The sequence below is a fragment of the Arthrobacter sp. NicSoilB8 genome (assembly GCF_019977355.1).
Taxonomy (GTDB): Bacteria; Actinomycetota; Actinomycetes; order Actinomycetales; family Micrococcaceae; genus Arthrobacter.
Genome location: NZ_AP024655.1, coordinates 3,173,457 through 3,188,578, shown reverse-complemented (window position 1 = coordinate 3,188,578; position 15,122 = coordinate 3,173,457). Strand labels below are relative to the sequence as shown.

Sequence of the window (15,122 nt, the reverse complement as noted above, 5' to 3'; positions counted from 1 at the left end):
GTTGAGCAGGGCGGAAACCGAAAACAGGCCGGGCCCGCCGTGTAGCCTCGGCTCATGGATTTCAAGCGACTGCGGATTCTGCGCGAACTCGCCGACCGCGGCACGGTGGGTGCCACGGCGGAGGCCATGAACGTCACGCCATCGGCGGTGTCGCAGCAGCTCAAAACCCTGCAGGAAGAACTGGGCGTGGTCCTGGTGGAAAAGTCCGGCAGGGGAGTGCGGCTGACCGAGGCCGGGCTCGCCATGGCTGGCGCGGCCGCCGAGGTTTCGACGGCCATGGCGCGGGCTGAAGCGACCATCGACACCTACCGGCGCGGCTGGCAGACGCGGGTGGTCGCGGCGTTCTTCCCCAGCGCCGCGGAGATGTTCCTGCCGGGCCTGCTCCACCGGGTCAAGGCCATCGAGGGGCTCCACTTCGAGGCGCACTTCGAGGATCCCGGCGTTGCCGGCTTCGCCGGGCTGACCGCGGACTACGACATCGTCCTGGCGCACAGCGTGGACGGTCCGGAAGTCTTCGGCGGCCAAGGCCTGACGGTGGTGCCGCTGCTGGACGAGCCGCTGGACGTGGCCCTGCCCGCCGGGCACGCGCTCGCCGCCAGGCACACGCTGGGCGCCGAGGACGTCGTCGGCTTCCCCTGGATGGGCGTCCCCGAGGGGTTCCCCTTCGACACCGTGCTGCGCCAGATTGAGGTGCGGGCCGACGCCCCGGCCGTCCGCGCCCAGCAGTTCCCCGACCTGCGGGTGCTGGAAGCCCTGGTCAGCGCCGGCCACGGCCTCAGCCTGCTGCCGCGGTATACGGCGGTGGGAAACCAGGGGCGGGGGTTTGTCCTGCGCCCGCTGGAGGGCGTGAAGGCGAGCCGGAGCATCGTCGCGCTGGCCCGTCCCGACGTCGCGGCCCGGACCACCATCCGGCAGGTCCTGGAGATGCTCCAAGCCGAAGCCCGGGGAGTCGCGGAAGCCCCGGAACTCCGTGACGCGGCTCACCACGCCTGAGGCAAACCGGCCGTGGATTTCATGATGTGAGACGAGAGTCCACTATTTGATCGAAATATTCCCGGTTTTCCGCTTAACGCGCCCATATGGGGTCGTTGGCGTCCGCGGAGGAGCCCTAGACTTTGAGCCATGAGTCAGGACACCCAAACAGCAACAGACACCAAGCCGGACATCAAGCCCCGCAGCCGGGTCGTTACCGATGGAATCCACGCCGCGCCCGCGCGCGGCATGTTCCGGGCGGTCGGCATGGGCGATGACGACTTCGCGAAGCCGCAGATCGGCGTGGCGAGCTCGTGGAACGAGATCACCCCCTGCAACCTTTCGCTGAACCGGCTGGCCCAGGGCGCCAAGGAAGGCGTCCACGCCGGCGGCGGGTTCCCCATGCAGTTCGGCACCATCTCCGTCTCGGACGGCATCTCCATGGGACACGAGGGCATGCACTTCTCCCTGGTCTCACGCGAGGTCATCGCCGACTCGGTCGAGACGGTCATGCAGGCAGAGCGGATCGACGGCTCGGTGCTGCTGGCCGGGTGCGACAAGTCCCTGCCGGGCATGCTGATGGCCGCGGCCCGCCTGGACCTGGCCGCCGTGTTCCTGTACGCGGGCTCGATCATGCCCGGCTGGGTCAAGCTCGAGGACGGCTCCGAGAAGGAAGTCACCCTCATCGACGCTTTCGAGGCCGTCGGCGCGTGCGCAGCGGGCAAGATGAGCCGCGAGGACCTGGACCGCATCGAAAAGGCCATCTGCCCGGGCGAGGGCGCCTGCGGCGGCATGTACACCGCGAACACCATGGCCTGCATTGGCGAGGCCCTGGGCATGTCCCTGCCCGGCTCCGCCGCGCCGCCCTCGGCTGACCGGCGCCGCGACGCCTTCGCGCACAAGTCCGGCGAGGCCGTGGTCAACCTCCTGCGCCTGGGCATCACCGCCCGGGACATCATGACCCGCAAGGCCTTCGAGAACGCGATCGCCGTCACCATGGCCTTCGGCGGTTCCACCAACGCCGTGCTGCACCTGCTCGCGATCGCCCGCGAGGCCGAGGTCGAGCTGACCCTGGAGGACTTCAACCGGATCGGTGACAAGATCCCGCACCTGGGCGACCTGAAGCCCTTCGGCCGGTACGTCATGACCGACGTCGACAAGATCGGCGGCGTGCCGGTGATCATGAAGGCCCTGCTCGACGCCGGCCTGCTGCACGGCGACTGCCTCACCGTGACCGGCAAGACCGTCGCGGAGAACCTCGCCGCGATCAACCCGCCGGACCTGGACGGCAAGATCCTGCGCGCCCTGGACAACCCGATCCACAAGACCGGCGGCATCACCATCCTGCACGGCTCGATGGCCCCCGAGGGCGCCGTGGTCAAGAGCGCCGGCTTCGACGCCGACGTCTTCGAAGGCACCGCCCGCGTGTTCGAACGCGAGCAGGGCGCCCTGGACGCCCTGGACCAGGGCGGGATCCACAAGGGCGACGTCGTCGTGATCCGCTACGAGGGACCCAAGGGCGGCCCGGGCATGCGCGAGATGCTCGCCATCACCGGCGCCATCAAGGGCGCGGGCCTGGGCAAGGACGTCCTGCTCCTGACCGACGGACGGTTCTCCGGCGGCACCACCGGCCTGTGCATCGGCCACGTCGCGCCCGAAGCCGTCGACGGCGGCCCGATCGCGTTCGTCAAGGACGGCGACCGGATCCGCGTGGACATCGCGGCCCGCACCTTCGACCTCCTGGTCGACGAAGCCGAGCTCGAGTCCCGCAAGACCGGCTGGGAACCCCTCCCGGCCAAGTTCACCAAGGGCGTCCTGGCCAAGTACGCCAAGCTCGTCCACAGCGCCTCCACCGGCGCATACTGCGGCTAGCGCACGGCTGAACACCTGAACCCAACTAGCTCGCACTTGTGGCCGTTATGAGCGGTCATAACGGCCATTAGCTGCGAGCTAGTTGGGATGACGTTCAACCAGTGGACAGCGTTGTCCAAATAGTGAGACAGGTGCCGGGTGCGTTGACACTTGTCCCACTCAGAGGGAAAACTGAACGCATGATCGAGATCGTTACCGCCGGTGTATCCGTCGTCGTACTTGCCAAGCGCGTGGCTCAATAGCCTCCACGGTAACGATCCGTCACGCGCAACCCCTCGAAGAGCCCTCCGGCTGAGGGGTTTTTTTATTTCCCGCATGACCAGCAGCACGCATTACCAGCAGCCGCGTTACCAGCACTGCGCATGACCAGCAACATGAAGTATCTAAGAAGTTCCACGATCACCGAAGATCCACAAAGGAAGAGTCCGATGAGCAAAGGATCGCCGATCAGCCCCTCGCTGATGGCCACAAAGTCCACTGGAGCCCACAAGGCTCCGGATCGCGTCGAACGTCCGGCTGACGCCGGCGTCGACACTGCTGCCGTCTCTCCTGTCCTCGGACCGAACAACGTCGTACCCCCGACGGTCATGACCGGTTCGCAAGCAATCGTCCGCTCGCTCGAAGAACTCGGCGTCCAGGACATATTCGGTTTGCCCGGTGGCGCGATCCTGCCCACCTATGACCCCTTGATGGCCTCCAAAATGAACCACGTTCTGGTCCGTCACGAACAGGGAGCCGGCCACGCCGCGCAAGGCTACGCCATGGTCACCGGACGGGTTGGCGTCTGCATCGCCACCTCGGGTCCGGGTGCCACCAACCTCGTTACCGCCATCATGGATGCCCACATGGACTCCGTGCCGATCGTGGCCATCACCGGCCAGGTCTCCAGCGGGGTGATCGGCACCGACGCGTTCCAGGAAGCGGACATCGTCGGGATCACCATGCCGATCACGAAGCACTCCTTCCTGGTCACCGACCCCAACGACATCCCGCACGTGATGGCCGAGGCCTTCCACCTTGCGTCCACCGGACGTCCCGGACCGGTCCTCGTGGACGTCGCCAAGGACGCCCAGCAGGGCCAGATGACGTTCTCCTGGCCGCCGAAGATCGACCTGCCCGGCTACCGGCCGGTGCTGCGCGGCCACAGCAAGCAGGTCCGCGAGGCCGCCAGGCTCATTTCCGCCGCCAGCAAGCCCGTGCTCTATGTCGGCGGCGGCGTGGTCAAGGCCCATGCCTCGGCCGAACTGCGCGAACTGGCCGAGCTGACCGGCGCTCCCGTGGTGACCACGCTGATGGCCCGGGGCGTGTTCCCGGACTCACACCCGCAGCACGTGGGCATGCCGGGCATGCACGGCACCGTTTCCGCCGTAACCGCCCTGCAGCAGTCCGACCTGCTGATCACGCTCGGTGCCCGGTTCGATGACCGCGTGACCGGCATCCTGAAGTCCTTTGCCCCGAACGCCAAGGTCATCCACGCCGACATCGATCCGGCGGAAATCTCCAAGAACCGCACGGCTGACGTCCCGATCGTCGGCTCCGTCAAGGAGATCATCCCGGAGCTCAGTGAGGCCCTGCGCGTGCAGTTTGAGGCCTTCGGCACCCCGGATCTGACCAACTGGTGGACCTTCCTGAACAACCTCAAGGAAACTTACCCGCTCGGCTGGACCGAACCCGAGGACGGCCTCAGCGCCCCGCAGCGCGTGATCGAACGCATCGGCGCCCTGACCGGACCCGAGGGCGTCTTCGTCGCCGGCGTCGGACAGCACCAGATGTGGGCCTCCCAGTTCATCAAGTACGAGCGCCCGCACGCCTGGCTCAACTCCGGCGGCGCCGGCACCATGGGTTACGCCGTGCCGGCGGCCATGGGCGCCAAAGTGGGCGAGCCGGACCGCGTGGTCTGGGCGATCGACGGCGACGGCTGCTTCCAGATGACCAACCAGGAACTGGCCACCTGCGCGATCAACAAGATCCCCATCAAGGTTGCCATCATCAACAACTCCTCGCTGGGCATGGTCCGGCAGTGGCAGACCCTGTTCTACGAGGGCCGTTACTCCAACACCGACCTCAACACCGGCCACGACACCGTCCGCATCCCGGACTTCGTCAAGCTGGCCGACGCCTACGGCTGTGCCGCCTTCCGGTGCGAACGCGACGAGGACATCGACGCCACCATCCAGAAGGCACTGGAGATCAATGACCGTCCCGTGGTCATCGATTTCGTCGTGAGCCCGAACTCGATGGTGTGGCCGATGGTCCCCGCCGGGGTCAGCAACGACCAGATCCAGGTTGCCCGCAACATGACCCCGGAATGGGAAGAGGAGGACTGAACATGACCCGCCACACATTGTCCGTTCTGGTCGAAGACAAGCCCGGCGTGCTGACCCGCGTCGCCAGCCTCTTCGCCCGCCGGGCCTTCAACATCAATTCCCTGGCCGTCGGCCCCACCGAGGTCCCGGGCATGTCCCGGATGACCGTCGTGGTCGACGCCGATGGCGAGCTGATCGAACAGGTCACCAAGCAGCTGAACAAGCTGATCAACGTGATCAAGATCGTCGAGCTCACCTCCGAATCTTCCGTACAGCGTGACCACATCCTGGTCAAGGTACGTGCGGATGCCGCAACACGCCTGCAGGTCACCCAGGCTGCAGACCTGTTCCGCGCTTCAGTGGTCGACGTCTCCACAGAGTCGGTGGTCATTGAGGCAACGGGCCACCCCGAGAAGCTCACGGCGCTGTTGTCAGTGCTTGAGCCCTTCGGCATCCGCGAAATCGTGCAGTCCGGCACCTTGGCCGTCGGGCGGGGATCCCGCTCCATGAGTGACAGGGCCCTGCGCAGCGCCTAGCCGCGTTGCGCACCACCGCAGCACCCAAGACAACATCGAAAAACCACTCAAGAGGAGTTACGCAAGTGACTGAAATGTTCTACGACGACGACGCCGACCTGTCGATCATCCAGGGTCGCAAGGTTGCCATTGTCGGCTACGGCTCCCAGGGCCACGCCCACGCGCTGAATCTGCGCGATTCCGGCGTCGAGGTTGCCATCGCGCTCAAAGAAGGCTCGAAGTCGATCGCCAAGGCCGAGGACGCAGGCTTCACGGTCAAGAACGTCGCCGACGCCGCCGAATGGGCCGACGTCATCATGATCCTGGCGCCGGACCAGTACCAGCGCTCGATCTACAACGACTCCATCAAGGACAAGCTGACCCCCGGCAAGGCCCTGGCCTTCGCCCACGGCTTCAACATCCGCTTCGGCTACATCAAGGCTCCGGAGGGCGTTGACGTCATCCTGATCGCCCCGAAGGCTCCCGGCCACACCGTGCGCCGCGAGTTCGAAGCCGGCCGCGGCATCCCGGACATCATCGCCGTCGAGCAGGACGCAACCGGTTCCGCCTGGGACCTTGCCAAGTCCTACGCGAAGGCCATCGGCGGCACCCGCGCCGGCGTCATCAAGACCACCTTCACCGAAGAGACCGAAACGGACCTCTTCGGCGAGCAGGCTGTCCTGTGCGGCGGCGTCTCCCAGCTGGTCCAGTACGGCTTCGAAACCCTGACCGAAGCCGGCTACCAGCCGCAGATCGCCTACTTCGAGGTCCTCCACGAGCTCAAGCTGATCGTTGACCTCATGTGGGAAGGCGGCATCGCCAAGCAGCGCTGGAGCGTCTCGGACACCGCAGAGTACGGCGACTACGTCTCCGGCCCGCGCGTCATCACCCCCGAGGTGAAGGAGAACATGAAGGCCGTCCTGAAGGACATCCAGGACGGCGCCTTCGCCAAGCGCTTCATCGACGACCAGGATGCCGGCGCCCCGGAGTTCAAGGCCCTGCGCGCCAAGGCGGAGCAGCACCCGATCGAGGCCGTCGGCCGCGAGCTGCGTTCGCTGTTCGCCTGGCAGCAGCAGGACGCCGACTACGTCGAAGGTTCCGCAGCCCGCTAGGGTTTGGCCCGGCAGGGGAGCCGGACACCATTTTCTGGGGTCCGGCTTCCCTGCTGTCCAGCACCATCCGTCTCACCAGCACCACCTGATTCACCAAAATCCCCACCAGATACACAAGAGAGCTAAAGAGGTCACCGGTGACAAGCACCAAACCTGTCGTACTCCTCGCTGAGGAACTTTCGCCCGCCACAGTCGAGGCCCTCGGCCCGGACTTTGAAATCCGCCAGACTGACGGCTCCGACCGTTCCCAGCTGCTCTCCGCGATCGCCGATGTCGACGCGATCCTGGTCCGCTCCGCCACCCAGGTGGACGCCGAGGCCATCGCCGCCGCCAAGAACCTCAAGGTGATCGCCCGCGCCGGCGTCGGGCTGGACAATGTGGACATCAAGGCGGCCACCCAGGCCGGCGTCATGGTGGTCAACGCGCCGACCTCTAACATCGTCTCCGCCGCCGAACTGACGGTCGGTCACATCCTGAGCCTCGCCCGCCACATCCCGCAGGCCAGCTCCGCCCTCAAGGACGGGGAATGGAAGCGCTCCAAGTACACCGGCATCGAGCTCTTCGAAAAGAAGATCGGCATCATCGGCCTCGGCCGGATCGGCGCCCTGGTCGCGGCCCGCCTCAAGGGATTCGACACCAAGATCCTGGCGTACGACCCCTACATCACCTCCGCCCGGGCTGCCCAGCTCGGCGTCCAGCTGGTGACCCTCGACGAGCTCCTGGCCCAGTCGGACTTCATCACCATCCACATGCCCAAGACCCCGGAAACCGTCGGCATGCTCGGCGCCGACGCCTTCAAGAAGATGAAGAGCACGGCCTATGTGGTCAACGTCGCCCGCGGCGGCCTGGTGGACGAGGAAGCCCTCTACACCGCGCTGCAGGCCGGTGACATTGCCGGCGCCGGCGTCGATGTCTTCTCCAAGGAGCCCAGCACCGACCTGCCGTTCTTCAAGCTGGACAACGTCGTGGTGACCCCGCACCTGGGCGCCTCCACCGATGAGGCCCAGGAAAAGGCCGGCGTCTCCGTCGCCAAGTCCGTCCGCCTCGCACTCGCCGGTGAACTGGTCCCCGACGCGGTCAACGTCGCCGGCGGCGTCATCGCCCCCGACGTCCGCCCCGGCATCCCGCTGATGGAAAAGCTCGGCCGCATCTTCACCGCGCTGACCCACGCCTCCCTCACCCAGTTCGACGTCGAGGTGGCCGGCGAGATCTCCTCCCTCGATGTCAAGGTCCTCGAGCTCGCGGCACTCAAGGGGATTTTCGCCGACGTCGTGACCGAGCAGGTCTCCTACGTCAACGCCCCGGTAATCGCCGAACAGCGCGGCATCAACGTCCGGCTCATCACGACGCCGGACACCGAGTCCTACCGCAACGTCCTGACCCTGCGCGGCGCCCTTAGCGACGGCAGCCAGATCTCGGTCGCTGGAACCCTCACCGGACCGAAGCAGATCCAAAAGCTCGTGGGCGTCAACGGCTACGAGGTGGAGATCCCGATCAGCGAGCACCTCGTCGTGGTGGCCTACTCCGACCGCCCCGGCGTGATCGGCACGATCGGCCACATCCTGGGCATGAACAACATCAACATCGCCGGCATGCAGGTGGCACGCCAGACAGAGGGCGGCCAGGTGCTGGCCCTGCTGACCATCGACAGCTCCGTTCCCCAGCAGGTCCTTGACGCGATCAAGGCCGGGATCGGCGCTGACATGGTCCGCGAGGTTGATCTCGAGGACTGAAATCCTCCCCGCAGGGCGCCGGCGGCGGCATCTCCGCCGCCGGCGGCCACGAGCGGCCGGCTGGTCTGCGTACAATGGCTAGGACCGAATTACGGGTCTTGGCCGGCAGACCGGCCTTTACTTTTGCACGCCCGGCACGGGACGCCTTCACTTCCTCAGGAAATGAACTGCGGCGTGCGCACGCAATCCAGCTTTCAGGAGCCCAATGAACGCCGTCCAGAGGTTCATCAGAAGCAGAGTGCTTTTGCTGACCGCGTCCATTTTGATCGTGGCCATGTGCCTGTCAGTCCTCGTCCAGGGTCAGTCCCAGGCGGCACTGAGCAGGACCGTGGACCAAAACTCCCGGGGGCTCTACGACGTCCTGGTCCAGGCCAAGGCGGACGATAACGGCGGCCTCATGCAGCCGGACATCGCCACCGGCCAGGGCGGCATCAGCTTCGAGCAGCTGGACGCGATCCGCAAGCTCTCAGGCACCTCGGTGGCCGCGCCGATCAGCCTGGTCTCCCGCGTCACCCAGAACCTTGAATCGCCGCGCCTGGATGCCACCGACTACCTGGGCTTCAACGCCGGCCTCGCGGGTACCTCCGGGGACCCGACCGCCACGGACCCGAGCAAGTGGCCGGCCGCGGAATCGGTCCTGAGTGACACGCCGAAGAAATACCGGCTCACCGCCAGCGCCGTCAGCTCCGACGGCCACACCGACCAGACCCTCTTCAAGACCACGGCCGAAGGCTCGCTCGGCAAGGCAAAGCTCGTCGAAGAGCAGGTTGCCGGCGGCAAGAACGTCCGCATCCAGGGCCCCGCCGGCGAGACCGGCATCAAGTTTCCCACCCCGGCGGGCGGCTCCGAGCACAACCTCTTCAACCTCTCCGTCTCCCTGCCCATGGCGCCGCAGGTGACCGAGTCCGTCGTCGCCGTCGACCCCGTTTCCGAACGCGCGCTGCTCGGCACGGCCGGTGACTTCCTGGCCCCGCTGGAGAAGGCGCCGCCCGCGGACGCCCGCAACGCCGGCGCGATCGGCCGCCACTTCGAGAGCCTCTTCACTAACGGCATCAGCATGGACGAACTCAAGGAAGGCCCGGACTTCCTCGGCGTTAAGCTCAAGTACTGGGCACCCCTGATGACCCAGTACCAGCAGGCCAAACGGGACGGCCAGCTCACTGCCGACTCGCAGGCCATTCCGCTGATCGTGCGCTCGGGCACCGCGCTGGACCTGAAGTACTCGGTCAAGATCGAGGAAATCGACGACTCCGGCAACGTCACCAAGGACGTCGGCACCGTGACCCGCTCGCTGGACAAGGACTACCTGCCGTTCGTCTCCAAGTCCCCGTTCGCCCTGGCCTGGCCGGGGTCCAAGGACCTCACGCAGCTCATGGGCGACACCGGGTCCTTCAGCCAGGGCCTCTACAACCCCGCGACCTGGACCACCAACTTCGCCGCGGCCCCCAAGTACAAGGACGGCGACACCGCCGCCAACGGCGCCGTGGACAAGAGCGCGACGCCGGGCGACTGGGTCACCGTGAACCGTCTGCCGGACAAGGCCGCCAACGGCGCCGCCGTCGACCAGACCCAGCGCAACCCGGTAGACGAGCGCTCCTACCGCGAAAACCTCGAAACCGGCAAGAAGCTCGCCACCCCGCTGGCCATGGTCTACGGCACGTTCGACCCCGCGACCGTCAAGGACGCCGCCGGTGACGTCAACCGGCTGCCCCTGGGCGGCTACGACCCCGCGCCGTTCACGCTGTCCAAGGACGCGGCCGGCACGGAGGTCAACACCGAACTCAAGCCGTCATTGAGCGCCACGGGCCTGGTCAGCCAGTCCGCCGGCGCCATCACCGACTTCTACGGGCTCGCGGCCGCCCGCGGCTACGAGCAGAACGCCTCCGTGATCGACGCCGTCCGGGTCCGGGCCAAGGTCCCGGGCAGCTGGAAGCAGGCGCAGCCCGAGGTCGAAAAGCTCGCCAACGAGATCCGCGACATGGGCCTGCAGGCCACGGTGGTGGCCGGTTCCGCCCGCGAGGACGCCAAGATCGCCGTTCCCGGATACTCCAAGGACGACGCCGGCAAGGAGTCGCCGCTGGGCACCGTGCAGCAGTCGTGGGTCCGGCAGGACGCCGCGGACGCCGTGTCCAGCTCCCTGACTGCCACCAACCTGACACTGCTGTTCCTCACCCTCTGCGGCGCGGCCCTGCTGACCGGAGCCTCGACCGTCAGCTACGTCCGCAAACGGCGCAGCGAGGCCGGCACCCTGCGTGCCATGGGCTGGACCCAGCGCAGGATCCGCTCCTGGGTACTGGCCGAATTCGGCGTCGGCGCGGCGCTGCTGGCCGTCGTCGGCATCGCCCTGAGCCTGATCACCTGGAGCGCGGCGACGGCGATCGTCTCGGCGTCGGTCCTGGTGCTGTACGCAGGCGCGGCGTTCTTCGCGGCGCAGCAGCTGCGCCACCGCGATGAAGTCGACCAGGAGCCGCAGCATGACGAACGGCTCATCGCGGTCGATTCGCCGCTGACGTTTGCCAACCGGCAGCTGAGCACCAACAAGTTCAACACGATCTCCCTGGCTGTCGCCGTCGGCGTCTTCGCCGCGGCCGTCGGCGGACTGGTCGCCCTGCTGATCGACATTCCCCGGGCTGCCGGTGCCAGCGCGCTCAGCGGCCTGGCCGCGGCGAGCATCGCGCTGCCAAGCATCATCCTGGGTGTGTCCGGAGTGGCCGTCGGCCTGATCCTGACCATGGTCACCGGGAGGTTCGAGCTGCAGGCCAAGCGCCAGTACCTCGGCACGCTGCGGGCCATGGGCTGGAACCCGGACATGCTGGGCCAGGTCCGCTTCTTTGAAAACGCCATGGTGGGAACCGTCGCGCTGCCGCTGGGTGTTGTGGGCGCCCTCGGCATCGGCCTCCTCCTGGCCCCCTATGCCGCGCTGTGGGCCGCAATTGCCGGTCTTGTGGCTGTACTTTGCTGGATTCCGATTGCAACGAAAGTGGTCCAATGACTAACGAGCTGAACCTTGACCGGGAGGCACACGACCGGATGACCGCCAGCACCCGGCGCGGTGCGCACAAGACCCGCGCCAACACGATCGTGAAGGCCACGGACCACGCCACGCCGCTGGAACTGAGCAACATCACCATCCATTACGGCGGCGGCAAGGGCGGTGCCGAGCCCGTCAACGTGGTGGACGACTTCAACATGACGCTGCACGCGGGCGAAATGCACTGCGTCGCCGGCCGCTCCGGCTCCGGCAAGACCAGCATCCTGACCGTCGGCGCGGGCCTGACCCTGCCGACGTCGGGCCGGGTCTTCTGGGAGGGCGACTCGCTCGAGACCATGGGCGACGACGAAATCGCCGACCGCCGCCGGGCGCTGATCGGCTACGTCGACCAGGGCGGCGCCCTGATCGACGGTATGAGCGCGCTTGAGAACGTCCTGCTGCCGGCCGTGCCCGACGGCGAGGTCGAGAAGCGCCGGGACATGGCCAAGGACCTCCTGGACCTCGTGGGCCTGGGCCGGCGCATGCGCCACCGCCCGGCCCAGCTCTCCGGCGGTGAGCGCCAGCGCGTGGCGATCGCCCGCGCCCTCATCCTCGGCACCCGCGTCCTGGTGGTCGACGAGCCCACGGCCAGCCTGGACCGCGCCGCGGCCAACCGCATCATCAGCATCCTCAAGGACACCACCTCGGACGGCATTGCGGTGCTGGTGGCTTCACATGACCACGAACTCGTCCGCCAGAGCGATACCCTGACCGAACTGATCTAGATTTAGACCGTGACTTCAACAGAAAAAACCCCGTTCTACATCACCACGGCCATCACGTACCCGAACGGCGTGCCGCACATCGGCCACGCCTACGAGTACATCGCCACCGACGCGATGGCCCGCTTCAAGCGCCTGGACGGGTACGACGTCTTCTTCCTGACCGGAACCGACGAGCACGGCATGAAGATCGCCCAGGCCGCCGAGAAGGAAGGCGTCACGCCCAAGGAGCTGGTGGACCGGAACGCCGAGATCTACAAGGCGGCGCACGCTGCCCTGGGGATCTCCTATGACCGCTTCATCCGCACCACCGACGCCGACCACTATGCGGCATCGCAGGCGATCTGGAAGAAGATGGAGGCCAACGGGGACATCTACCTCTCCAAGTACGAGGGCTGGTACTCGGTCCGCGACGAGGCTTACTACGCCGAGGACGAAACCGTCCTCAAGGACGACGGCGTGCGCTACTCACGCGATACGGACACCGAGGTCACCTGGACGGCCGAGGAGAGCTACTTCTTCCGGCTGTCCGCGTACCAGGACAAGCTGCTGGCGCTGTACGAGGCGCACCCGGAATTCGGTGCACCCCAGTCACGGTTCAATGAGGTCATCAGCTTCGTCAAGCGCGGCCTGGAGGACTTGTCCATCAGCCGCACCACGTTCGACTGGGGCGTCCCGGTGCCCGGCAACGACAACCACGTCATGTACGTGTGGGTCGACGCGCTCACCAACTACCTCACGGGCGTCGGCTACCCGGACCTTGAAGCGGAATCCTTCAAGAAGTACTGGCCGGCTGATGTCCACGTGATCGGCAAGGACATTTCCCGGTTCCATGCCATCTACTGGCCGGCGTTCCTCATGAGCGCCGGTCTTGAACTGCCGAAGCGGATCATGATCCACGGCTTCCTGCACAACAACGGCGTGAAGATGTCCAAGTCCCTGGGCAACGTGGTGGCACCCGCGGACTTCGTGGCGCAGTACGGGCTGGACCAGGTGCGGTTCTTCTTCCTGCGGGAGGTGCCGTTCGGCGCGGACGGCAACTACAACCACGAGGCAATCGTGGGCCGGATGAACTCCGACCTCGCCAACAACTTCGGCAACCTGGCCCAGCGGTCGCTGTCCATGGTGGCCAAGAACTGCGAGGGCCGCGTGCCGGAGCCGGGCGCGTTCACCGCCGAGGACACCGCACTGCTCGGCCAGGCCAACGGACTGCTGGAAGTCGTCCGGGCCGCGTTTGAGAAGCAGGAGTTCAGCCGGGCGCTGGAGGCCATCTGGGCCGTCCTGGGCGACACCAACGCCTACTTCGCCGAGCAGGCCCCGTGGGTGCTGCGCAAGACCGACGTCGAACGCATGAACACGGTGCTCTACGTGACCCTGGAGGTGCTGCGGATCGTGGCGATCCTGGCGCAGCCGGTCATGCCGACGGCGACGGCCGCCATCCTGGCCACGCTCGGCCAGCCAGAGGGCCAGGCGCGCCAGTTCGCGGCCCTCGGCACACCGATCGCGGCCGGCACGGAACTGCCTGCCCCGTCCCCGGTGTTCCCGAAGTACGAGGAACCCGCCGAAGCCTGAGCCCGCGCCTGAGCCGGCACCCCGCCGTCGAGGCGGCACTTCGCGGCAGTGTCTTTCCGGAACACTGCCGCGAAGTGCCGCCTCGACGCCATTAAGAGCACGACGCAATTAAGAGACCGTGTCGCCCGCCCGGGATGTTTGAATAGTGAGACGACTTGACCAGAATGTGGATCACTTGGCTACCCTGAAAAGATGAGCGCATCCACGATTGATCTGGCAGTCATCCCGGGCGACGGCATTGGCCCGGAGGTCACCGCCGAAGCCCTGAAGGTCCTCGAGAAGGCTGCGGCCGCCGAGGGGATCGTGCTCCAGCAGACCCACTACAAGCTGGGCGCGGAGCACTGGCTCGAGACGGGGGAGACCCTGCCCGCGGCCACCCTCGCCGACCTCCGCACCCGCGACGCCATCCTGTTCGGAGCCGTCGGCGCGGCACCCGGCGATACCCGGATTCCCTCCGGCATCATCGAGCGCGAGCTCCTGCTGAAGCTGCGCTTCAGCCTGGACCACTTCGTCAACCTGCGGCCGTCCCGCCTGTATGCCACGGTTGGCAGCCCGCTCGCCAACCCTGGCGAGATCGATTTCATCGTGGTCCGCGAAGGCACCGAAGGGCCCTACGTGGGCAACGGCGGCACACTGCGCGCCGGCACCCCCCATGAGGTCGCCACGGAGGTGTCGCTGAACACGGCCCACGGCGTGGAGCGCGTGGTCCGCGATGCCTTCCGCCGGGCCAACGAGCGCCCCCGCAAGAAGCTCACCCTCGTGCACAAGCACAACGTCCTGGTCTTCGCCGGCCAGCTCTGGAAGCGCACGGTCGAGGCCGTGGCCGAGGAGTTCCCCGAGGTCACCCACGATTACCTCCACGTCGACGCCGCCACGATCTTCATGGTCACCGATCCCGCCCGCTTCGACGTCATCGTTACCGACAACCTGTTCGGCGACATCATTACCGACCTCGCGGCAGCCGTGACCGGCGGGATCGGCCTTGCGGCCTCCGGCAACATCAACATGGACCGCACCGCGCCGTCCATGTTCGAGCCCGTTCACGGTTCCGCCCCGGACATTGCCGGCCAGCAGAAGGCCGACCCCACCGCCGCGATCCTCTCCGCGGCGCTCCTGCTGGACCACCTCGGCTTCGCCTCCGCCGCCCGGAAGATCGAAGCAGCGGTCACGGCCGACGTCGAGGCCCGCGACGGCTCCTTCCGCACCACCAGCGCGGTGGGCGACGCCATCGCGGCGGCGCTGTAGGCGCTGCCGTGGAGGTTGCCCTGCGGCTTGCCCCGCAGGGGC

Annotated in this window: 10 protein-coding genes; all 10 read left to right on the top strand. The window is 66.9% G+C overall.

Translation table 11 applies throughout. The annotated features are described in order from the left end of the window. Positions 1–54: 54 nt before the first annotated feature. The 10 genes from LDO15_RS14345 (at position 55) to LDO15_RS14300 (ending at position 15,080) form a co-directional block, all read left to right on the top strand. A complete protein-coding gene (locus LDO15_RS14345; protein WP_223979660.1) occupies positions 55–993 on the top strand; it encodes a LysR family transcriptional regulator in 939 nt (312 codons plus the stop codon). 129 nt (positions 994–1,122) lie between these two features. Further along, entirely contained in the window at positions 1,123–2,844 is a 1,722-nt protein-coding gene (gene ilvD / locus LDO15_RS14340; RefSeq protein WP_223979659.1) for a dihydroxy-acid dehydratase, read from the top strand. Between the two features lie 428 nt (positions 2,845–3,272). Next, complete coding sequence (locus tag LDO15_RS14335; RefSeq protein WP_223979658.1) at positions 3,273–5,171, top strand: acetolactate synthase large subunit; 1,899 nt, start codon at positions 3,273–3,275, stop codon at positions 5,169–5,171. Positions 5,172–5,173: 2 nt separating this feature from the next. Next, entirely contained in the window at positions 5,174–5,686 is a 513-nt protein-coding gene (gene ilvN / locus LDO15_RS14330; RefSeq protein ID WP_223979657.1) for an acetolactate synthase small subunit, read from the top strand. 65 nt (positions 5,687–5,751) lie between these two features. Continuing rightward, positions 5,752–6,777 carry a ketol-acid reductoisomerase gene (ilvC, locus tag LDO15_RS14325; protein ID WP_223979656.1) on the top strand — a complete coding sequence of 342 codons (1,026 nt, stop codon included), beginning with the start codon at positions 5,752–5,754 and terminating at the stop codon, positions 6,775–6,777. A 137-nt stretch (positions 6,778–6,914) separates the two neighbouring features. Further along, a complete protein-coding gene (gene serA, locus LDO15_RS14320; protein WP_223979654.1) occupies positions 6,915–8,510 on the top strand; it encodes a phosphoglycerate dehydrogenase in 1,596 nt (531 codons plus the stop codon). Between the two features lie 205 nt (positions 8,511–8,715). Next, positions 8,716–11,502: an FtsX-like permease family protein gene (locus tag LDO15_RS14315; RefSeq protein WP_223979652.1), complete on the top strand. Its 2,787-nt coding sequence runs from the start codon at positions 8,716–8,718 to the stop codon at positions 11,500–11,502. Between the two features lie 38 nt (positions 11,503–11,540). Further along, positions 11,541–12,266, top strand: a complete 726-nt coding sequence (locus LDO15_RS14310; protein WP_090581680.1) for an ATP-binding cassette domain-containing protein — start codon at positions 11,541–11,543, stop codon at positions 12,264–12,266. A 9-nt stretch (positions 12,267–12,275) separates the two neighbouring features. After that, entirely contained in the window at positions 12,276–13,835 is a 1,560-nt protein-coding gene (gene metG, locus LDO15_RS14305) for a methionine--tRNA ligase (protein ID WP_223979650.1), read from the top strand. Between the two features lie 192 nt (positions 13,836–14,027). Then, positions 14,028–15,080, top strand: coding sequence for a 3-isopropylmalate dehydrogenase (locus tag LDO15_RS14300; protein ID WP_223979648.1), 1,053 nt, complete (start codon positions 14,028–14,030; stop codon positions 15,078–15,080). Positions 15,081–15,122 lie beyond the last annotated feature (42 nt).